We start from the raw sequence: 21,347 nt of genomic DNA, 5'->3' as shown, positions 1-21,347 counted from the left end.
CTTATACACTGGATTGACACCGCAGAAAGTATGCCTGTGATTGGGATCTACGCCCGTGTCTCGACAACAGACCAAGACCCACACCGTCAACTCAGCGAACTTCGAGAGTTTGCCCAGGACACGTACGACGAGCCGGAGATTCACACCTACGCGGACATTATCAGTGGAACCGATACCGAGCGCGGTGAAGAGTACCAGCGGCTCCGGACAGATATTGAAGACGGTAATCTGGACATCGTCATCGTCCACGAACTCTCTCGCCTCTCCCGACTTGGCGCCGGCGAAATCCACGAATTTCTCGAATTCTGTCTCAGTCAAGAAACCGGAATTCGGGATATGGAAGTCGGACTCGAAATCAGTCTCGACGATGATCTCGTCGACAGAGCAGTAAGCCAACTCATTGCCGGGGTCATGGGCGACCTCGCTCGTATCGAGCACAAACAGAAGCTTCGCCGGATTCAGTCCGGCATCGATGCAGCCAAAGAGGCCGGCCGATGGACTGGACGGCCTCCAGCCGGGTTCGACGTCGAAGACGGCTACCTCCAGGTCAATACCGACGAATTCCTGACTGTTCGACGGGCACTCGAAAGGGTCGGGCAAGGATACACGTACGCTGAGGCAGCTGATGGAACGCCCGTTGCCGAGTCAACGTTGCGGGCCCTGTATGATGATCGTCGTGACCTCTATTTCTACGCCGAAGCTGAAGACGAGCGGCTCAAAGCTGCCGCCCAAGAACTCGAGCCACTCGAGGAACCGAATATCCCAGCTGGTACGAGTCTTCCTGAGCAGGAAATCCGGACTATCGTTCGCGATGAGATTCACCGTCATCAGCAGTAGATGTCTAATCAGCGGTGGACCTGCTCTGTTCCCAGTATGATGGATTTTAATTCTCGATTGTAAGTTTGAGGAGCTTTGTTCCCCTGGAATGGCAATAGCCGACAGTCTATTGTCACTCGGACGTAACCTGCTAGTTCTCAGACCACATAATTCCAGGACCGACAAAAGAGAGTAATTCCCTCAATAGGTCTGCGAGTGTAACAGTTGATGCAACATGTGCCAGTGTTATAGAAAGCACTTACCAAGACTGAGCATATTTTTAATATGGCTTCACTCCATAGCAAGTCCTGCTCTTGCCTTCTTCTTGTTTGTCTTGCGGTGGCCCTCGCCGGTTGTGGGTCCTTTGTTTCATCATCTGGAACACCGACTGCCGAGACCACCTCGACTGCATCACTGACTACTGAACCCCTCCAACTGCAACACCCTCACCGACAACACAGGGCGTCCACGGTACCACGTACCCAGTCTACATTGAAGTGTCCGCCAGTGTGACCAGCAACCTATCAACTGTTGACGTTGAGATTCCAACACTCACTGAGGCAAATCTTACACAGGAGCAACGGACGGCGGTGAGTACTGCTATCTCAGCAAATGAATCCGCCACATGGAGTGGGCAAAGTGACGAGACCCCACCGGCCAACCTTCGGACATTAGTCGCAGCCTCCGACCGCCTCCCACCATCAGTCTTCGAGCGTGACCCAGCAGAGGCGTGGCGAGTCGCCCGTGAGACGACAGGCTACGTCACCTATCAAAATACGACGTACACACTCCAGATGGTGAAAATAGCATCGTGATAGAATCCTCATCTGACAATCAGTGACCGACTCGCGCGCTGTATCTTGCGCGGTTCTGAGAACAGTAGTATCTCTGAAGAGGCTCAGTAGTCAGTTCGTCTACCGGCTAGATTATATAATCCCACAGTTAGGAGTGTTTTCCGGGGGTGAAGCAGACATCGCATACACTTGATCCGCTATACGAACCCACAATCCGTACTGATTCCCTTGGTACGTCAGATAAGTGTCTTCGCTACCCATTCTTTCTGCAAAAGAATGCATCGCATCTGGAAGTTCCGGACAAGCATGATAGAAGTTCTCGTCTATGGCTGTCTGGACGATATTCTGCTCCTCAGCCGGCAATTCATCAAACAAGACTATGACGCTCTCTCCGGAGGGCGACTTTTGCTCCGTCTTTATCGTACCATCGCTTGCCATTCCGGTACAGCCAGCGAGAGAGGCAGTCCCGAACAGTGCAAGAACCTGCCGACGTCGCATACTCGAATCTAAGTGCGTATTGGTAAGTGTTTTCTCTATATTGACCATCGTGTTCAGATAAGCTGATTCCATGCGAAGCTGAACGACTGGAGCCAATCGTCGACGGTTTCTGCTTCGGCGTTGCTGAAACAGTTTGAGAAACAGATAGTTCGACGTTTTACTTCTCTAAAGACACGTTCGACAGCATTCCGATTTCCATGTTTTGCATATCTGAAATCGAATCCATGTCGATGACACGCATCTTGTAATGAGTGCGACCCATCAACAAGAAACACAGCTTCGTCAACGTCGTGTTTCTCGCTGAGTTCGGCTAGAAACGAATGAGCGAGAACCTTCGTGGTGGTCGGTCTCAGCTTTGTATGGAGCAATTTGTTCGTTTCTGGATCAACAGCGGCATACAGCCAATACTGCTCGTCATTGAGTTGGATCACGGTCTCGTCGACCGCAACGTGATCCGGTGACCGTCCATCTTCAGGCTGTAAATCTGCCTTGTGAACCCAATTATGTACAGTTGAACGAGCGCGTTGGACACCGAATACCTCAAGAATAGAAACAGTATTCGAAAGTGATAGTCCAGACAGATGCAGCTGAATACTCAGCTTCATCAGCAGTCGCGGTGTCGCTTCTCGCTCCACAAAATCTAAGTCGATTTGGTCGAGACTTCCGCTGAGGCTAGCGTTTTCGGGCATAGAGCACTCAGAAAACGCTACGCCTCACTCTTCAATCCTTATCTGAACACTACGATATTGACAACAATCAGCCTGAGCTATTGGAACATATTCCAACGGACCAGCACGTGTCACCTTCCCTCAACCGCAGTTACGACATAGACCGTCTCACCGTGAAATGTCTCTATGGAAATCGATGTGAACGTCTCTTCGACCGATTTGATGATGGGGGCGTCGGGATACCAGTTGGTCATGTAAGCTGAGACGCCTTCGATGAGCGGATTGAGCCAGCGAAGCGGTGCAGTCTGGAAGGATTGCGCGTCGAGCACCGCGATTCGTCCACCGGGCCGCAGAACGTCAGATATCTCTTCTACGACTGTCCCAACATCGCCCATTGCACTCAGAGAAAGTGTCGCACACACCCCGTCGAAGCGTTCGTTCGCTACTGGTAATCGTCCGGCGTCGGCTCGAAGCACTTCAGTTTCACAGTCGAGTTCCTCGCCGCGTTCTCTCGCCCGCTTGACCATGCCGGGGCTCGCGTCGACGCCGACGATAGTGCCAGTCGGACCGACAGCGCCAGCAAGGCGCTCGAAGTTGGGCCCTGGCCCACAGCCGACATCGAGGACGGTATCACCTCGCTCCAGCGAGAGGGCGGCCACCGTCCGGTCCCGAAATTCACCTGTCCGACCCAATAGAAAGGCTGTGACGAAGCCGGCGTACACACGGTCGTGTCGGCTCCACCAGTCGTAGACGCGCTGGCTATGTGCGTGGTCGCGACGGTCGAAAGCCCATTGGCGAAACGCATCCATCACGAGAGGTCGACCCCACGGAGTCTGCGGGCGTTGATAGCAACGATGACCGTCGACAGCGACATGAACACCGCGCCGATGGCCGGCGAGAGAAGAATCCCAATCGGTGCGAGGACGCCAGCCGCGAGGGGAAGTGCGAACACGTTGTATCCGGTCGCCCAGACGAGGTTCTCCTGCATCTTCCGGTAGCTCGCCTTCGAGAGCTTGATGAGTCGAACCACGTCACTGGGGTTGTTCTCAACGAGGATGATGTCGCCCGACTCGATTGCCACGTCGGTACCCGAGCCAATCGCAATCCCGACGTCTGCTCTCGTCAGCGCTGGCGCGTCGTTGACGCCGTCGCCGACCATCGCGACCAGTTTCCCCTCGGACTGGAGCTGTTCGACTTTCGTGTCCTTCTCCTCGGGGAGCACTTCGGCGAAGTACTGGTCGATACCCAGTTCTTCGGAGACGGCCCTCGCGACGTCTTCGGAGTCACCGGTCAACATCGCCACCTCGATGTCCATCGCGTGGAGGGCGTCGATGGTCTGTCTGCTCTCCTCGCGGATGACGTCCGCCAGCGCGAACGCCGCGACGACGTTGGACTCGTCCTGCACGAGATAGATGACCGTCTGGGCGTTCGAGCCGGCTTCCTCGGCGAACGACGTAATCTCTGCCTGGAGTTCGATGCCGAGCTTTTCGAGGAGATTCGGACCGCCAAGGTGGACTGTCTCGCCGCCAGCTGTAGCTTTGACCCCGAGCCCACGAAGGTTCTGGAAGTTCGAGACGCTCGCCCGCTGAACGCCGCGTTCCTTGGCGGCAGTCCGAATCGCGCGGGCAATCATGTGTTCGGAGTCACCTTCGACGCCAGCGGCCACCTCGAACGCTTCCTCCTCGGACCAGCCGTCCGCCGTCTCGACGCTAACGACACCCTGTTCCCCTTTGGTGAGTGTCCCGGTCTTGTCGAACATCACCGTATCTAGATTCCGGGCTTCCTCCATGGCGATACGGTCGCGGATGAGGATCCCATTTTGGGCGGCCGTCGACGTGTTGATGGCGACAACGAGCGGGACGGCAAGGCCGAGTGCGTGAGGACAGGCGATGACGAGGACGGTCACAACGCGTTCAAGGACGGCGATGTTCAGCCCCACCGCGAGGACCCACGCGATGGCTGTGATGGTCGCGACACCGAGGGCGCCGTAGAACAGCCAGCCTGACGCCCGGTCGGCAAGCAGCTGTGTCTTCGACTTCGACTGCTGGGCGTCCTCGACGAGCCGCATGATGCCAGCGAGCGCCGTCTCGTCGCCGGTCTTCGTCACACGGACTCGCAGACTACCGTCCTGGTTGACGGTGCCAGCGACGACCTCTACGCCCGGCTCCTTATCGACTGGGAGCGACTCGCCCGTAATCATCGACTCGTCGACTGAAGAGTTCCCCTCGACGACTTCGCCATCGGCGGGGACGCTCGCCCCAGGACGAACGAGCAGGACATCTCCCTCTTCGAGTTCAGAGACGGGCACCTCCTCGGTGTCGCCGCTCTCGGTAACGCGCTCGGCCGTGTCGGGCATGAGCTTCGCCAGTTCGTCCAGCGCACCAGAGGCCGCTCGGACCGACCGCATCTCTATCCAGTGACCGAGCAGCATGATGTCGATCAGCGTGACCAGTTCCCAGAAAAAGGGTGTCGTACCCGGCAGGAACAGGCTCGCGACAGAATAGACGAACGCCACAGTGATCGCCATTGAGATGAGCGTCATCATCCCCGGCGACCGGTCTTTCAGTTCGGGACTGGCCATCTGCAGGAACGGAATCCCACCGTAGGCGAAGACGATCACCGCGAAGACGGGTGTTACCCAAGCGCTCCCTGGGAACGCCGGCGCGGAGAATCCGAGCGCGCCCTGAATGAACGGACTATACAGGAGTACCGGAAAAGACAGCGCCGTCGAGACGAAGAACCGCCGGCGGAACATCTGTTCGTGGCCGGTGTGCATCCCGGCGTGCCCGTCCTGCTCACCGTGGCCACCATGTTCCTCGTGGCCGTCGTGTTTGTGTTGCTCGTGGCTCTCGCCGTGTTCCGTTCGCTCGTGTATCTCCTGTTCGGCCCGGTGCGTATCCCGCTCTTGACTGTCGGCGTGGGTCGAGTGATCGTGCTGATGCTCTTTAGCCTCTGTTGGTACCTGTTTCTCGGACGCGTCTGCCGTGCGTTCTTGCGGGTTCTGGCCCGTCCAGTCGCCGTCGCTGGCTGCCTGGAGTTGACAGATGCGACAACAGGCAACCGAGTCCTCGGACTGCGCTGTAGATGAGCGGTCCGGCGACTGTTCCTCCGGTGGGTCGTGGTCTGTATGGTCAGTCATTGCTTGTCTAATGGTACCGTCACCCACTGTAGTGCCCACACGCAGACCCTACCGGGGAAAGCCAACGGGACGACTCGAACGAGAGTGACGGGTTTGGTGGTCAGTGTGACGCCCCTTCAGGCGTGGGCGGTGTAGCCGGCGTCTTCGACGGCATCCACGAGGGCCTGAACCTCGACGTCGCCCTCGACGTCGGCCTGCTCAACTTCCCGGTCGGCCGTGGCGTCGTTAACGCCTGATACTGCTTCGAGCGCTTCTTCGACTGTCTGTTCACAGTGGCCGCAGGTCATCCCCTCGACGGTGATGGTTGTCGTCATACATGAGGATATACGCCCTCTCCTTTTATGGGGGTTTCTCCTTTGGAACTAGTGCAAAACGACGGTGAATATTTCGAACCGAAACCAATCTTGTCGTGGTACTTTAGTCTGTATGCGATTATTGTTTCTGTATGCGCGAACTCGATGAGACCGACCTCGAAATCTTGCAACTCCTGCTGGCCAACGCCCGGCGACCGTACAGTGACATTGCAGACGTGGTCGGGCTGTCGGCACCAGCGGTATCGGATAGAGTCGAACGATTACAGGAGATGGGCGTTATCCGGCGGTTCACGCTTGATGTGGACCGCTCGCAACTTCGGAAGGGCATCCCGGTGTTGCTGACACTCGATATCGCTCCGTCGGGGCCGTCGGTCGAGTCTGTCAAAGGAACGCTCCTGCAATCGGGCGTCGTCGAGCATGTGTTTGTCACGGCTGAAGCGGACGTAGTCGTCTTCGCTAGAGTCCCTGACAACGACATCGCGAGTTGGCTCGCAGACCACGTCGAGGACGATGCTGTCGCGGACTTCGATGTGGAACTTCTCGCGGGTGCGGACTGGTCACCGGACCTCGGTGGAACGGAGTTCGCTCTCACCTGTGCCCAGTGTGGCAATACGGTCGACAGCGAGGGAACGGCGACCCGAATCGACGGGTCGCTGTATCAGTTCTGTTGCCCCTCCTGTGAGAGTCGCTTCGAGGAGAAATATGAACAGCTCCGAGAGGATGCAGATTGAGAAGGTGTGCCTCACGTTCGTCTTACAATCAAAAATTTTGGAGACGGAAAGCTGTGGTTCTGAAAGAGAAATCCGATTGAATAAGGAACCCCTTTGTACAGATGATGAGTGAGCGAACGACCCACATCGATATTCAGGGGATGAGTTGCGCGAACTGCTCGCAAACCATCTCCGACGCAGTCGAGTCGCTAAACGGCGTACGGACGGCGAACATCAACTTCGCTACCGACGAAGGGAGTGTCGAGTACGATCCCGAGGAAGTCACACTCGGGCGGATATACGACGCCATCGAGGACGCGGGCTACTCGCCCGTGTCTGACTCGGCGACAATCGGCATCACCGACATGTCGTGTGCGAACTGCTCGGAGACGGTGCAAGACGCACTCGAACGGACGCCGGGTGTCATCGAAGCCGATGTCAACTACGCGACCGACGAGGCACAGGTCCGGTACAACCCAGCAGAAGCGGGCCACGGGGACTTCTACGACGCTATCGAGGACGCCGGCTACGCACCCGTCCGGGAAGACGGGGCCAGCGAGGACGAGTCGGGCGGCGACGCGCGGGAGGCCGCCCGACAGGAAGAGATTCGGCGGCAGTTCAGGCTGACCCTGTTCGGTGCAGCGCTGTCGGCGCCCATGCTGTTTTTCCTCGCCGAGAAGTTCCTGCTGGGCGGTGGCGTCCTACCGGAGACGGTTCTCGGTGTCGAGTTCGGCTGGGTGGAGTTCCTGCTGGCGACGCCCGTCCAGCTTGTGCTGGGTTGGCCCTTCTACAAGAACTCCTACAAGGCCTTGGTCAAGAACGGGCGCGCCAATATGGACGTGCTCATCGCCTTGGGTTCGACCACGGCATACGTCTACTCCGTTGCTGTCCTACTCGGTGCCATCGCCGGTGGGATGTACTTCGACACGGCAGCGCTTATCCTCGTGTTCATCACGCTCGGGAACTACCTCGAAGCCCGCTCGAAGGGCCAGGCCGGCGAGGCGCTACGTAAGCTGCTGGAGATGGAGGCTGACACGGCTACCATCCTCGACGAGGACGGGAATGAGGAGGAGATTCCGCTCGAAGATGTCGAGGTCGGTGACGGGATGAAGGTTCGCCCCGGCGAGCAGATTCCCACTGATGGGGTCGTCGTTGACGGACAGAGCGCGGTCGACGAATCGATGGTTACGGGCGAGTCCGTTCCCGTCGAGAAGGGCGAAGGCGACGAGGTTGTCGGCTCGACGATCAACGAGAACGGCGTCCTCGTTATCGAGGCGACAAAGGTCGGAAAAGACACTGCCCTCCAGCAGATCGTCCAGACGGTCAAGGAGGCCCAGTCCCGCCAGCCCGATATACAGAACCTCGCTGACCGAATCTCGGCGTACTTCGTGCCGGCGGTCATCGCCAACGCTGTGCTCTGGGGGGCCGTCTGGTTCCTGTTCCCCCAGGCGCTGGCCGGCTTCGTCGACTGGCTCCCGCTGTGGGATCTCGTCGCTGGCGGCCCCGTCGCCGCAGGCGGCGTCTCAGTGTTCGAGTTTGCCGTCGTCGTGTTCGCCTCCGCGGTGCTCATCGCCTGTCCTTGCGCGTTGGGGCTGGCGACGCCCGCCGCCACAATGGTCGGGACGACTATCGGCGCTCAGAACGGTGTCCTGTTCAAGGGCGGCGACATTCTCGAACGCGCGAAGGACGTCGACACGGTCGTGTTCGACAAGACCGGGACACTCACGAAAGGTGCAATGGAGCTGACCGACGTCGTCGTCTTCGACAACGGCCAGCCAGTCACCGACGGTAGTGGCGCTGCAGCCGACGGTGGGCAACTGACGGCGCGTGACCGTCTCGGCGAGGACGACGTACTCCGACTCGCGGCGACCGCCGAGAGTGGCAGCGAACACCCGCTGGCCCGTGCTATTGTCGAGGGCGCAAAAGACCGCGCCCTCGATGTCTCCGACCCCGAGGACTTTGAGAACGTCCCCGGTCACGGAATTCGAGCGACAGTCGACGGCAGTGAAGTGCTGGTCGGCAACCGGAAACTGCTGCGGGACAACGATATTGACCCCTCGCCCGCCCAGGAGACGATGGAACGGCTGGAAAAGGAGGGAAAGACGGCGATGCTCGTCGCGTACGAGGGTAAACTCGCAGGTGTCGTCGCTGACGCCGACACCATCAAGGAGAGCGCGAAAGACGCAGTGAGTCAGCTCCGGGAGCGTGGTGCCGACGTAATGATGATCACCGGCGACAACGAGCGTACTGCTCGGGCGGTCGCCCAGCAGGTCGGCATCGACCCGGACAACGTCCGCGCTGAGGTCCTGCCCGAAGACAAGTCCGATGCCGTCGAGACGATTCAAGACGATGGGCGCAAGGCGATGATGGTTGGTGACGGCGTCAACGATGCCCCGGCACTCGCGGTTGCCTACGTTGGCACGGCTATCGGTAGCGGGACGGACGTCGCCATCGAAGCCGCGGATGTCACGCTGATGCGCGACGATCCGGTGGATGTCGTGAAAGCGATCCGCATCTCGGACGCGACGCTCATGAAGATCAAGCAGAACCTCGTGTGGGCGCTGGGCTACAACACGGCGATGATTCCACTGGCCTCGCTCGGCCTGCTACAGCCCGTCCTCGCCGCCGGCGCAATGGCCTTCTCTAGCGTGTCGGTGCTGTCGAACAGCCTGCTGTTCCGCCGGTACACCCCCGACCACGACTACGAACTGTTGGGCTGGTTCCGATAGACCGAACGAATCTGGATTTTTGGTCCCAACTTCGCTGCTGTGACTGGATAGTAGCGTCGACTGGACTGACGACTGAAACTCAGTCTCGCTTTCGGATATTCGGAATCGCTCCGCTTCGATCTTGGTTTGTTAAGAACAACAGCAAAAAATCATACCCCCGATGTATTAGATATGCAAGGTGCCATCGTCGATGGAACCTTCGAATCCTTACGGATCGGGTTCGGCTTCCTTTGGACAGCGGCCTGGGCCATTATCATGGGGCTCATTATCACGAGTCTCGTACAGGTCTACGTCTCGAAAGAACGTATGGCAAGAGTACTGGGCGAGGAAACTATAGTTGGTGTCACGAAAGCGACGTTGTTTGGCGCTGCAAGTAGCGGGTGTAGCTTCGGTGCGATTGCTATTGGGAAGGGACTGTTCAAGAAGGGGGCACACGTGGTGAACGTTCTCGCCTTCATGTTCGCCTCAACGAACCTTATCGTCGAACTGGGGTTGATGATTCTCATCCTGCTTGGGTGGGAGTTCCTGGTTGCAGAGCTGCTGGGTGGCGTCATCCTCATCGGGGTGATGGCAGTCCTTGTCCATCTAACGCTACCGGAGAATCTCTTCGACGAAGTCAGACAGGAGCTCAACGACCGTGACCACGACCACGGGATTACCGAGGACCCAACCTGTGGGATGGAGGGTAAAGACGAGTTCTCACTGGTGACCGATGGCGGCGAGACGTTGAAGTTCTGCTCGGAAGGTTGTATGGAGACCTACGAGCAGGAAGCCGCCAGCAGCGGGGGCTGGCGCGAAGAACTCCTGTCGTGGGGCGGTTGGTACAAGGTCGGCAATCAGTACCGCAAGGAGTGGTCGATGATATGGAAAGATGTCGTCGCAGGCTTCCTAATCTCGGGATTCGTCATCGTATTCGTCCCACAATCAGTGTGGAACAAGCTGTTCCTCCAGGGCGAGGGTGTCCTCGTAAGCGCCGAGAACGCTATTATGGGCGTCGCTATCGCCGTCATCAGCTTCGTCGGGAGCATGGGCAACGTGCCATTTGCCGTTGCCCTCTGGGGCGGGGGTATCAGCTTCGCCGGCGTCATCGCTTTCGTCTACGCCGACCTCATCACGATTCCTGTACTGAACGTCTACCGGAAGTACTACGGCTGGAAGGTGATGCTGTACATCCTCGGCGTGTTCTTCGTGACGATGGCGTTCACGGGCTTTCTCATGGAGGAACTGTTCAACGCGCTCGGTATCGTCCCAGACCTCGCGGGCGGAGAGACCGCGACCGAGCAGACGTATTTCGAACTTAACTACACGTTCTACCTCAACGTCATCGCGTTTGCCCTCTCAGGATTCCTACTCTACGTCTACCGTCGAGGGCTTGGGGCGCCCGGTCAGTACCGCGACCCCGTCTGTGGGATGCGGACTGACGACAGCGGGCCGAGTCTCTCCCACGACGGTGAGACGTACTACTTCTGTTCGGAACGCTGCAAGCAGTCCTTCGAGGAACATCCGACTGATTTCTCAGACAAACACCCACACGTTTCTGAAGGAGGTGGGGCCGGCAGCCATGACCACTAACAGAATCTCGTCACACCGGGTCAACGAGAGGCAGCACTCCGTATCGGCACACCTGTTAGAGTTCTGCGTTCACCCCCTCTTATCAGGGACACGATGCCCTAGCGAATTCACTTCGGGGGTGACTGAGCGTGTCCGCTGACTTGGTCGTCCACGATGCACTCGTCTTGACTGTCGACGATCGCAACCGGCTCTACGAGCGTGGGACGGTCGTTGTCGACGACGGACATATCGTGGACGTCCATGAGTCCAAAAACAACGATGCGGCCATGGCAGCCACGGAAGTCATCGACGGCGATGGGAAGCTCGTGATGCCGGGACTCGTCAACGCCCACACCCATCTCGAACTTACGCCACTGATCGGGGCGTTCAGCGACCTCAGCCTGCAGGAGATGATGGGAAGCATGACCGCTATCTTTGGTCGCCTAGCCGACGACGAGTTCGACTATCTCGTCGATGCGGGATACGAATTAGCTGCGCTGAACTTCGCGCTTGCCGGTGTTACGACGAGTAACTCGATGGACGTTCAGCCCGATACCGGTGCAGAGGCGTTTGGCGAGGCTGGGCTTCGTGGGTTCTTCGGCCCGGTAATTACGGACCTCTTCTGGGACGAGCCTGTTGACGAACAGTTCGACCGCGCTCGCCGTTTCATCGAGGAGTACCATGATACCTACGGCGGTCGCATTCGAGCGACTATCTGCCCGCACGACGACTGGTCCTGCACACGGGAGCTCTGGGAGCGTACAGCAGACCTCACTGCGAAGTATCCCGACCTACTCGTGCATACACATTTGCTTGAACTTGAGGAGGGCAACACGATGGCACGAGCTAACGGCGCCACAGACTCTCTTGCGTTGCTCGACGATGTTGGGCTCCTCAACGACCGTCTCGTGGCTGCACATTTCCGTGTCGCTGACGAGGTTGATATCGAGCGAACGGCCGCGACGGGCGCGTCTGTCGCACACTGTCCCTCTGTCTTCTCGTACTGGAATCCCGACGCGGAGATGCAGTGGACACCAGTCCCCGAGTTGCGAGCGGCGGGCGTCGATGTCGGGTTGGGAATTGACGACCACTACTGGCACGATTCGTACAGTCTGTTCGGCGAAGCTCGACAGGCTCGCCTCGCAGCCAACCTCAAGCGGACCGCGGGACAGTATAGTTCGATGGAACTCGTCCGAATGCTCACTGTCGATGGAGCACGGGCTCTCGGTGTTGGTGACGAAATCGGGAGTGTCGAATCCGGCAAACGAGCTGACCTGATTCTCTTGGATATGGAGAAACCGAAATTCACGCCCCTGACCAACATCCCCGCCCACATTGTGAACAACGCTGCCCCGGCCGACGTAGAGACGGTCATCGTCGACGGAGATGTAGTCCTAAGAGACGGGAACCCGGTAACGATGAACGTAGACAAGGTGCGACGGCAGGCGGAGGAAGCTGTCGACCGCTTTGCAAACGAGACGGGCTGGGAGCTGGACATTGGTGGGGCTGAACCGCCAGGGACGATTGATACCCTTCGGGAGGTTCCGAAGCGGGGGCCGACAAGGCTGTTGTCGCGGCTTGCGTTTCAGTCAGTTCGGGAAACGTTCAAATGGTAATCAAAACTGGTACACCGCCGTCTCACAGACGTTTACACATGACCATGGGACACACCAGAGGGAGGTGTGAGAGATGAATCGCCAGCGTGCAGATACGGCTGCCAGCCTCCTCATCGCGGCTATTTTTCTCTTTGGCGGAGCGCTCAGCTGGCAGGCATACCAGCGACAGCGGGCTTTCGAACAGATGGGCTCGATGATGGAGATGGGGTCGTCGATGGGTGCTACTCACGGAACAAGCCCACTCTGGTACGTCTTCGGGACGCTTTTTCTCTCCGCTGTCGTTGGTGGCGGGTATCTCTTAGTTCGAGATGAGTTTACCAACCCAGATGCAGGCACCCGTTCGCAGGCCACAGCAGCGAGTGCGGATAGCTCTGAGAGCGCTGCGTCATCGGAGGAACAACCGGATAGCGAGACACCTCAAGATACCCAATCAGAAGCTCGTGTGTTAGATCTCCTGCCGGAAGACGAGCGCCGAATTCTCGAACCGGTACTGTCCTCACCCGGCCTTACGCAAATTGACTTGCGAGACCGTTCGGACTTTTCGAAGAGCAAGGTGAGCCAGACGGTCAGTGCCCTGGAAAAGCGTGGTCTGTTGTACCGCGAGCGGCAGGGGCGAACGTATCGTGTCTATCCGAGTGACGAGCTAGCGGAGAGTCAAGCGGGCTAACGACGGATACGAACGGTCGGTGGCCACCGTTACAGCGCTGTCGCTCGTCGTCCTCCGATGTCGCGTTTCTCTAAATGTGCCCGCCCATTCCCGTCGACCTGTTGTCGGGTCTTTAAGTTCAATTAGTTTCGGTAACGAATTCTCGGAGAAGGCTCCGTTGTGATTCCAAACCCTCCGAACTGATCACTCTCTGAATTGAACGAAATCGGCCGTAGGGACCGCTATACCGCTCAAATATACAATAATCGAAATCGAGGAAAAATATGGTAACGTATAGACTCATACATGCACGTTGGCAGCCGTTCGCTTGATGCGCATCGACTCCCGGAACCGCTGAATCGAATTGCCACTGTCGGCGAAAAACTGACGATTGTCGCCGTTGGACTGGTGGTATTGGCCTTTCTGACGAACCCATCGCCGACGCAAGACCTGCTAGGGTGGGGCCTTCCGGTAACGTTGCCTGTGTCCCAGCCACGATGGGGCCACTCTGTCGCGAGCTACATGATCGGGATGTGGATGCTGGAGTTTACCTTTCCACTAGCACTGCTGGCAGGCTACAACCGGTGGGCTGACTCGAAGACAGCGAGCCGGCGGTGGCTTCTAGCTATTCCGGCCGTGTACATGCTCGTGCTGTCGTTGTACTGCCGAGTTGTCTATGTCCCGAACGTCACCCCGACGCCGCTGGGACCAGCCGCAACTGCTCTGTGTTGGGCATACTGTGCGACCGGGATAAGTATCTGGAGTAACCTCGCCCTCGGCACGGCTGGCCTGGGATTGATTACGTGGGTCGCGGCCAGCCGAGAATGGCAGTTGAACTGGCTGCTCGCGATACCGTTCGGCGTTCTTTCGCTGCCACTAGGCGTGCCAGCCGTCTGGTATGGCCTCCGTGACCGTGATCATAACGATAGTCTCTTGAACTGAAACGTCTCGGGTAATACCTCCTTCCCCTGACCGCTGAGGTTAGCTGCGGCTGCTTTCGTCGGGGTTCCACTCACATGCATCGCCCGTCACAAGTTTGTTATCGCCGATATAGGCGGAGAGACAGGCGTGATTACAAAAGTACTCGGGTGACCCACAGTCATCGGTGCAGTCTCGGACACAGATGGGCTCATGGTCGAAAATATGTGATCCGCAGTACGTACATGCTTCGTCCACGTCGGGTGTCTCGATGGTCGTTGACATACATTTGCGAAGTGGCTTTCTACTGAAAACGGTTCGTCTGAGAGAGGGACACCCTTCAGTACATAGCTAACCGGATTTCTTGGTCATTGAACCACCAGCTTGCGGATGTGATCGCATACAGGTGCATGCTTCCGGACACGTCTAGCGTAACAGGATTCACTACACAGCCGAATTCGGTGCGTATGAACGGTCCTATCTCTGAGAAACGATTAGAACACTCTATATACCTTCTCGAACGGTCTCCTGTGCCGGTTCACACCCATCGTGATAACCCCTGAAGGGTCCTACGACTACCTGAGGCGAAAGACAATGACCAACTTCACCATCGGCCGCTGGCTACTCGTGGCGCTAGTAATCGTCGGGCTCGCGCTGGCCCCGGGACTGGGGAGCGCACACGGCAACGACACGACGGCAGATGACGCGCCCCCGTACGACGAGACCACCGACGACTGGGCGACCTGGATGGACGGCCAAATGACTGGCCACATGGGTTCCGGTACCGTCGAGTGGATGGAGGCCAACATGGGTGTGACTGTCGACGAGATGACCCAGGACCACGCTGACGACGACCGCCACGATAGCAGGACGTACAGACAAGGCCACTGCTAAGGGGTTCTCCGCTTCGAGCGTTCCTACCGAACACCACACCGACCAATGCAAGACAATGACGCAACTCAACACTTACATCGGACGAACTGCTCGTCGACTCGCGATACTCGCCATCCCGCTGCTGGTCGCGACGACTGGAACGGCGGCTGGCCACGGTGGCGGGAGCTATGGCGGCGGCATGATGGGTGGGGGCGGCTGGGGCCTCTTTGGCGGCGCAATGGGGCTTTGGGGACTCCTCTGGATGGCGATGCTGGTCGCTCTCCCATTGTATATCGTCTGGAAGCTCTGGGCACGTCGAGACGATGAGCGTGGCGAGCACTCGATGGAGGTCCTACGCGAACGCTACGCCCGTGGTGAGCTCTCGGACGAGGAGTTCGAACGACGGCGAGAAAAGTTAGAACGGTCCGCGTGAAACGGGCTTCCTACTGATAACGCAGACACAGTACCCGCGCGTGCTTCATCTGGACACTACTATTAAATATCCAATAATTGTACCATGGCGTATGAGCTACACGATGGAAACGTCAGTGGCTGGTGACTTCGACCAGGTGGTTGAGCTGGCCGTTGATGCGCTCGAAGACGAGGGATTTGGTGTCCTCTGTGATATCGACATCCGGAGTACGTTTGAGGAGAAACTCGGTGAGGATTTTCAACAGTACCGCATCCTCGGCGCCTGTACTCCAGCGCTCGCACACGAGGGGCTGACCGCTGAGCGGGAACTCGGGGCTCTCCTCCCATGTAACGTCATCGTCTACGAAACCGATGATGGCGATGTTACCGTGAGCGCTGTCGACCCACAACAGCTTGTCGGCATCGCGGACAACGACGCACTCGACTCGATTGCCACAGATGTCCGCAACCGATTTGAACGGGTGTTATCGACAGTCGGCAACGGGACTCGATAGTCGCATGTCCGCCGACCCCACCTCTGATGGCCTGCTCCGCGCCGTCTTGCTGGTCCTTGCAGTTATCGTCCTGTTGCCGGTATTGATGATGGTGTTCGCGATGCCGATGATGGGGATGATGGGCTGGTGGTGGAACGGCGGGATGGCCGGCGGTTTCTCACCACTATGGGGCATCGGGATGATGCTCGTCTGGGTGCTCGTTCTCGGTGGGATTGGGTACCTCCTATATCGCGCCTTTGCCGGTCGGACTGAATCGTTGACCACCACTGACCCTGCCCTCCGGGAACTCCGGATAGCCTACGCTCGTGGCGACCTCACCGAAGAGGAATTCGAAGAGCGTCGTTCGAAACTCAGTCGCCAGGGGTCGAACTAGCCCGCCAGCAAATCTCTCTGTGCACTGTAGCAGGATTCTCTGATGATGGCCTACTTCGTTAGATTCCCGGTATCAGTGGCGTCAACCACCGCTGTAATTGTGTTATATCCCTCCAGAGTGTCGGAACCAGAACTGGAATTTATTGGACAGAATGCGGTCGCTGCGTCGGGGACGAACACGTACAGCCCGTTGCCGGTATACGTTGACGCCGAGGATCGGTCGGCGATGGAGTGGACCAAGAGCGAGACTGCTGCCGACGCGCAGTTCGCTGTTGTCGGTGGGGCTGGTGAGTGGTTTCCGTATCTGACGAACCGCACGCCGGTAATTGTAAAGTACGGCACCGAGTGGCTGGGCCAAGAGACATTCCGGAGACATGAGTTGGCCCAAGAGCAACTCAGGGAGTGCTGGAACGCTACCTGTATGAACGCGACACTTGTCAGGCACGACTTTGCTTCGGAAGTGGATTATCTCTATGTTCCGTACGGAGCCTTCATGTCCGGCCGAAGCAGCGCGACTATCTCACCTGCGCTTCACGAATCATTGCTGGCCAGCGAGCAGTTCACCCAGGTGTACCGAAATGAGGGCGTCGGTGTCTACGAGTACAACCGGACCGCAGCGGTGGTACGTGAGATGCGTCAAGAAATAGGCAAAGAGTGACCGACTACGCCGCGATAGCTACGAGTGTCACTAGTGCAGCTCCAGCCGTGAACTGCTAGATTCTCACTCCAGACCATCTGTCGTTCATATCTAGCAACTTTCGATTGTAGGCCCACTACTCGCATATCGAGGCCGGTGAACTCGGAGACGTTGCGACTGAAGCGCTCGCCGACGTGAGTGGGATTGCTCATCCATCGGAGTAATGCTTCGGTTCTGAACCTGCAGTCGCAATATTAACCCACTTGAATTGTCCCGACCATCCCAGAGCTCTCATGTGGGATACAGTAGTATCTGTACGTTCCAGGTTGATTGAACGTGTGCTCGTAGTACTTGCCGGGAGCGATGAGTCCCTCGCTGATCCGGTTTCTCGCAGCACGCTCTGACCCGAAGCCGCCACTGGCGAAGTACGTGGCCTCGTTTGGAACCTCGTCTTCATACGCTGTGACCGTGTGCTGAATGTTGCTCTCGTTCGTCCACATTACCGTCTCCCCAGACTCGACCGTTGCGGTCTTCGGCTCGAAGATGTGGTTGTCGGGCATCGTGACGGTCTGGGTCGACGATGTCTCCCCGCTCAAACAGCCAGCGGTGCTGAGCGTCGCCAGAGTCGCAGCGCCGAGTCGCAATACTATTCGCCGATTGTAGAGCTTACGTGACATTGTACCAGGATCGGGCGGTGCCTATTAGAGCACCACGAAGAGGTCGGTCACATACATGACACCGAGACCGAGCAGGAACGCGAGCAGATTCGTGGCGCTGGCCACGCGACCGCCTGCGTCCCGAACCATTCGCGCGATCTCCCAGTTGACCTGGAGGATTGCACCAACGCCGATCGCGAGGAAGAAGGCACCGATCGTCGGTGAGTACGCCAGACTCCCGATCCAGCCACCGAAGATGACGGGTGCGCCGGCGATGACGCCGAGCGCGGCGAAGTGTTTGAGCGATGGGCGTTCTCCGCGGGCGACCGGCGCGACGACTGCCGGGCCTTCCGTCACGTTATGGAGCATGAACCCGATCACGAGGAACGCGCCGAGCGACACATGTCCGAGTGCAAATGAGCTCCCGATAGCAAGTCCCTCCGCGAGGTTGTGCAGGCCGATCCCCACCGCTACCAGATAGGCGATCCAGAGACCGCTGCTCGCCCGACTATTACCGGCGGCGACACGGCCCTCACGCCACGCACTGATCGCTTGGACCAGGAGGAGGGCGCCAAAGATTCCGAAGACGACCAAGAGGTTGCCCTCGTAGGCGCCGGGAATTCGCTCGGCGAGTTCGAACGCCTCGAACCCGGCATCGAACGCGAGGAATCCCAGGACACCGGCCGCGAACACGAGCACGGCGTGCAGCCATCGGTCGCTCATCGTCTTGATGTAGGGGAACCACAGCATCCCGAGTGCAACCGGAATCACCCCAACGAACAGCCCGATAACTGCAAGCGTCCCGAGCAGACTGAGGCTAAATCCGGGTGACTGACTCGGTGCGACGATCGTGTTATGGAACGTCGATCCGTCAGAGAGTACGAGAGCGACCTCGAGATCCCACCCCGGATTCCAGTGATACGGGACCACGATCTGTGCGCTTTCCATTGGGGCGAGCGTCTGGTCGCCACCAGCTCCTTCGACCCGGAAATTCCAGTAAGCCTCATCGACGAGGACCTGTGATATCGTCACGGATTCGGGCCCGTTATTCGTCACGTGCAGGACGACCGTTTCGTCGCTTGGCAGCGTCGTGTGCGTGACCGTCACGTCGGGGAGGGGTTCACCGCTTTGAACACCGGCAAGCGGTGACGTGAACGCGTACACCCCCAAGACTAACACGAGCAACACGATCGGGAGCAACGCGAAAACCCATCGCGGGAGGCCGAGGGGCTGTGCGATCTCTTCGTCAGTCGTTACACCGCCGTCCGTCGTCGTATCATGTGGGGTATCCGTCATTTAAACCGCCTCGAAGAAACTCATCCAGCCGAGTTCCGCGAATTCCGACTGGTGGGCGTGGAACATGTACAGACCGGGGTCGTGGTCCGAGTAGTCGATCTCGATGATCCCACGCTGGGCCTGTGTCTGCATGATCGTGTCCACGGTCTTGCGCGTCGGCGTCAGCATGGTCCCATGGTCGTAGTAGTCGAAGAACTGCGAGTGCGTGTGGAACGAATTGATGAGGTCGAACTCCGTGGCGTTGGCGAGATACACGCGCTGGCGTTCGTTCTTGTCAATCTGGATGGGACGTTTCGTCTCGCCCGCCGTCCAGTTGCCGTTGCCGTCGGTGCTACCGACCCCGTACGCGAATGCCCGCGTGTTCACCGCGTAGACCTCGTTGCCGCCGTCGAAGTTGGTGTCGAACGAGTTCATCACCATCACCATCTCGTTGACGGCGTCGTTTTCGGCGTACTCGTGGTTCCGACTCTTCGCCTCTTCGACGAGCTGCGTCCGGAGGTCGTCGGTGATCGGGCCGGGGTAGTTGACGTAGTCGCGTGGGTTCTCCCTGACCCGTTCGGGGTCCGGATCGACGATGATCGTCCCGTAGAGTCCCCGGTGGATGTGTTCTTTCAGCGGGAGCGAATGGCAGTGATAGAAGTGCGTGCCGGCGGGCTGGGCGATCCACTCGTAGGTGAAGGACTCTCCCGTATCGAGGACGCCCGGTCCGTTCTGGGGGATTCCATCCATTCGCGGGTTGAGATTCTTCAGGTGCGGATGAATCGTGTGCGCGTGCCGCCCCAAGTTCGTGAATCTGACGCGAATCAAGTCGCCCTCGACGGCGCGGATCGTCGGGCCCGGCACTTGGCCATTGTATGCCCACGCTTGGAACTCAACACTAGGGGCGATGGTAATCGTTGTATCGACGGCAGTGAATTCGAACTCCCGAACGGTTCGGCCACCCTCCTCGTAGACCTGCTGGGGAACGTTGTCCTGCCCGCTGTCTCCGGTGTTGAATGCGGTGAGGAACTCGTGTGGATCGAAATCCAGATCTTGGTATTCGCCCACCGCACCGAAGTTACCGTGTGCGTCTTCGTCCTCGTGGTCGGTCGAAGCACCTGCTCGCGTACTGCCGAGTCCGATTGCAGCACTCCCGGCAACACCGAGACTGCCAAGTACTGTACGACGACTGACGCTCGCTCCACCGGTGAGTGAGTCCACCAGTCGCTGTTCGAGCCGTTCTGTGACGTCCGCTGCACTGTCGTAATCTATCGATGGCATGATCTCCTCCGCTGCGTGAGCCTTCGGATACTCATATGCGGTAGTTGACCTACCCAACATATAAATTAGACCCATCTAAACTTTGAGTGAGTCTAAACTAAAAAGCCAATAGTGGGCGATTGATTCGCACTCTACGTGAGGGACCGGGTCGATACAGAACGTACCACTTCTTCGGGTAGTGAAACAGGTTCGTCCCTACTCTCTGGATCAACCGTGACCATTCCAAATGATGTAGTTTCGACAACTTCCACTACCGTTCCTGGTTGAATCCCGTGTTCAGACAAGTATCGTAGTAAATCCGGATCTCTGTCCGGGACCCGTTCGATTTGAACGCGGTCACCTACCTGATGATCAGCAAGCGTGTCACCATTTTTCTCTCCCGAAACATCCAGATCCGCGGTGGGAATCGGGTCGCCGTGTGGGTCAACTGTGGGATCCCCCAGTTGCTCTGCAATCCGGTCGGCGAACTGACTGCTGATATGGTGTTCGAGGCGATCTGCTTCGTCGTGTACCTCCGTCCAATCATATTCGAGGTGGTCCGTCAGATATCGTTCCAACAGCCGGTGATGGCGAATGATTTCGAGAGCAATAGGAACTCCATTTTCGGTGACTCTGACTCCCTGATAGGGTTCGTACTGCACGAGATCACGCTCCGCCAATTTTTTCATCATACTGGTAACCGACGATTGTTCTACGCCCATATACTCCGCAAGATCCGACGTCCGTACCCGCTCAGCGGTTTTGCTCTGCAGATAATAGATCGCTTTGAGATAATCTTCCATGATCGCGCTCAACATTGGAAATGGATTAGACACGAGCAAATTTATAATTTGTCACGTCCAATCCACTTATATATCTCGTTCGAGAGCATTCTTCCGCTGTTCGTACTCTTCATCCGTGAGTCGAATTTGTGACGAAGCGTGTACAC

Annotated in this window: 21 protein-coding genes; 11 read left to right on the top strand and 10 right to left on the bottom strand. The window is 57.9% G+C overall.

The features are described from left to right. The first annotated feature begins 30 nt into the window (after nt 1–30). Nucleotides 31–837 carry a recombinase family protein gene (locus NJQ98_RS00590; protein ID WP_262174599.1) on the top strand — a complete coding sequence of 269 codons (807 nt, stop codon included), beginning with the start codon at nt 31–33 and terminating at the stop codon, nt 835–837. A 905-nt stretch (nt 838–1,742) separates the two neighbouring features. On the opposite strand, the gene NJQ98_RS00585 is transcribed toward NJQ98_RS00590, so the two are convergent. The 5 genes from NJQ98_RS00585 to NJQ98_RS00565 all read right to left on the bottom strand — a co-directional run bounded on the left by NJQ98_RS00585 (nt 1,743) and on the right by NJQ98_RS00565 (nt 6,229). Next, on the bottom strand, nt 1,743–2,108 hold the full coding sequence (locus NJQ98_RS00585; protein ID WP_262174598.1) for a hypothetical protein: 366 nt from the start codon (nt 2,106–2,108) through the stop codon (nt 1,743–1,745). A gap of 53 nt (nt 2,109–2,161) precedes the next feature. Then, nucleotides 2,162–2,797, bottom strand: a complete 636-nt coding sequence (locus NJQ98_RS00580) for an IS6 family transposase (RefSeq protein WP_262174597.1) — start codon at nt 2,795–2,797, stop codon at nt 2,162–2,164. A 110-nt stretch (nt 2,798–2,907) separates the two neighbouring features. Beyond that, nucleotides 2,908–3,585, bottom strand: coding sequence for a methyltransferase domain-containing protein (locus tag NJQ98_RS00575; protein WP_262174596.1), 678 nt, complete (start codon nt 3,583–3,585; stop codon nt 2,908–2,910). Beyond that, a complete protein-coding gene (locus tag NJQ98_RS00570; RefSeq protein ID WP_431357493.1) occupies nt 3,585–5,915 on the bottom strand; it encodes a copper-translocating P-type ATPase in 2,331 nt (776 codons plus the stop codon). The genes NJQ98_RS00575 and NJQ98_RS00570 overlap by 1 nt, the downstream gene beginning before the upstream one ends. A 116-nt stretch (nt 5,916–6,031) precedes the next feature. Next, nucleotides 6,032–6,229 (bottom strand): heavy-metal-associated domain-containing protein, encoded by a 198-nt coding sequence (locus tag NJQ98_RS00565; protein ID WP_262174595.1) that lies wholly within the window; start codon nt 6,227–6,229, stop codon nt 6,032–6,034. A gap of 131 nt (nt 6,230–6,360) precedes the next feature. On the opposite strand from NJQ98_RS00565, the gene NJQ98_RS00560 reads away from it, so the two are divergent. The 5 genes from NJQ98_RS00560 (at nt 6,361) to NJQ98_RS00540 (ending at nt 13,502) form a co-directional block, all read left to right on the top strand. Then, a complete protein-coding gene (locus tag NJQ98_RS00560) occupies nt 6,361–6,960 on the top strand; it encodes a winged helix-turn-helix transcriptional regulator (protein ID WP_262174593.1) in 600 nt (199 codons plus the stop codon). Between the two features lie 104 nt (nt 6,961–7,064). Then, nucleotides 7,065–9,668 carry a heavy metal translocating P-type ATPase gene (locus tag NJQ98_RS00555; protein ID WP_262174592.1) on the top strand — a complete coding sequence of 868 codons (2,604 nt, stop codon included), beginning with the start codon at nt 7,065–7,067 and terminating at the stop codon, nt 9,666–9,668. Between the two features lie 171 nt (nt 9,669–9,839). Further along, nucleotides 9,840–11,240 carry a permease gene (locus NJQ98_RS00550; protein ID WP_262174591.1) on the top strand — a complete coding sequence of 467 codons (1,401 nt, stop codon included), beginning with the start codon at nt 9,840–9,842 and terminating at the stop codon, nt 11,238–11,240. 128 nt (nt 11,241–11,368) lie between these two features. Continuing rightward, nucleotides 11,369–12,835 carry an amidohydrolase family protein gene (locus tag NJQ98_RS00545; RefSeq protein WP_262174590.1) on the top strand — a complete coding sequence of 489 codons (1,467 nt, stop codon included), beginning with the start codon at nt 11,369–11,371 and terminating at the stop codon, nt 12,833–12,835. A gap of 73 nt (nt 12,836–12,908) precedes the next feature. After that, nucleotides 12,909–13,502, top strand: a complete 594-nt coding sequence (locus tag NJQ98_RS00540) for a helix-turn-helix transcriptional regulator (protein ID WP_262174589.1) — start codon at nt 12,909–12,911, stop codon at nt 13,500–13,502. Between the two features lie 960 nt (nt 13,503–14,462). Here the strand turns inward: NJQ98_RS00540 and NJQ98_RS00535 are convergent. Further along, on the bottom strand, nt 14,463–14,684 hold the full coding sequence (locus NJQ98_RS00535) for a hypothetical protein (protein WP_262174588.1): 222 nt from the start codon (nt 14,682–14,684) through the stop codon (nt 14,463–14,465). A gap of 309 nt (nt 14,685–14,993) precedes the next feature. Here NJQ98_RS00535 and NJQ98_RS00530 point away from each other — a divergent pair, with 309 nt between their 5' ends. The 5 genes from NJQ98_RS00530 to NJQ98_RS00510 all read left to right on the top strand — a co-directional run bounded on the left by NJQ98_RS00530 (nt 14,994) and on the right by NJQ98_RS00510 (nt 17,228). Beyond that, on the top strand, nt 14,994–15,293 hold the full coding sequence (locus tag NJQ98_RS00530; protein WP_262174587.1) for a hypothetical protein: 300 nt from the start codon (nt 14,994–14,996) through the stop codon (nt 15,291–15,293). Nucleotides 15,294–15,348: 55 nt separating this feature from the next. Beyond that, a complete protein-coding gene (locus NJQ98_RS00525) occupies nt 15,349–15,705 on the top strand; it encodes an SHOCT domain-containing protein (RefSeq protein WP_262174586.1) in 357 nt (118 codons plus the stop codon). A 91-nt stretch (nt 15,706–15,796) separates the two neighbouring features. Then, nucleotides 15,797–16,198, top strand: coding sequence for a DUF302 domain-containing protein (locus tag NJQ98_RS00520; protein WP_262174585.1), 402 nt, complete (start codon nt 15,797–15,799; stop codon nt 16,196–16,198). Between the two features lie 4 nt (nt 16,199–16,202). Then, nucleotides 16,203–16,571 carry an SHOCT domain-containing protein gene (locus NJQ98_RS00515; protein WP_262174584.1) on the top strand — a complete coding sequence of 123 codons (369 nt, stop codon included), beginning with the start codon at nt 16,203–16,205 and terminating at the stop codon, nt 16,569–16,571. 42 nt (nt 16,572–16,613) lie between these two features. Beyond that, entirely contained in the window at nt 16,614–17,228 is a 615-nt protein-coding gene (locus NJQ98_RS00510; RefSeq protein ID WP_262174583.1) for a hypothetical protein, read from the top strand. A 233-nt stretch (nt 17,229–17,461) separates the two neighbouring features. Here the strand turns inward: NJQ98_RS00510 and NJQ98_RS00505 are convergent, their stop codons facing one another. The 4 genes from NJQ98_RS00505 to NJQ98_RS00490 all read right to left on the bottom strand — a co-directional run bounded on the left by NJQ98_RS00505 (nt 17,462) and on the right by NJQ98_RS00490 (nt 21,216). After that, nucleotides 17,462–17,884 (bottom strand): cupredoxin domain-containing protein, encoded by a 423-nt coding sequence (locus NJQ98_RS00505; RefSeq protein WP_262174582.1) that lies wholly within the window; start codon nt 17,882–17,884, stop codon nt 17,462–17,464. A 24-nt stretch (nt 17,885–17,908) separates the two neighbouring features. Beyond that, nucleotides 17,909–19,159, bottom strand: a complete 1,251-nt coding sequence (locus NJQ98_RS00500) for a ZIP family metal transporter (protein ID WP_262174581.1) — start codon at nt 19,157–19,159, stop codon at nt 17,909–17,911. After that, nucleotides 19,160–20,419 (bottom strand): multicopper oxidase domain-containing protein, encoded by a 1,260-nt coding sequence (locus NJQ98_RS00495; protein WP_262174580.1) that lies wholly within the window; start codon nt 20,417–20,419, stop codon nt 19,160–19,162. 131 nt (nt 20,420–20,550) lie between these two features. Continuing rightward, a complete protein-coding gene (locus NJQ98_RS00490) occupies nt 20,551–21,216 on the bottom strand; it encodes a metal-dependent transcriptional regulator (protein WP_262174579.1) in 666 nt (221 codons plus the stop codon). Between the last annotated feature and the right edge of the window lie 131 nt (nt 21,217–21,347).

Origin of the sequence: Haloarcula laminariae (genome assembly GCF_025457605.1) — an archaeon.
Classification (GTDB): domain Archaea; phylum Halobacteriota; class Halobacteria; order Halobacteriales; family Haloarculaceae; genus Haloarcula; species Haloarcula laminariae.
Note: the sequence above shows the minus strand (reverse complement) of the source record. Positions and strands in the feature narration are given on the sequence as shown.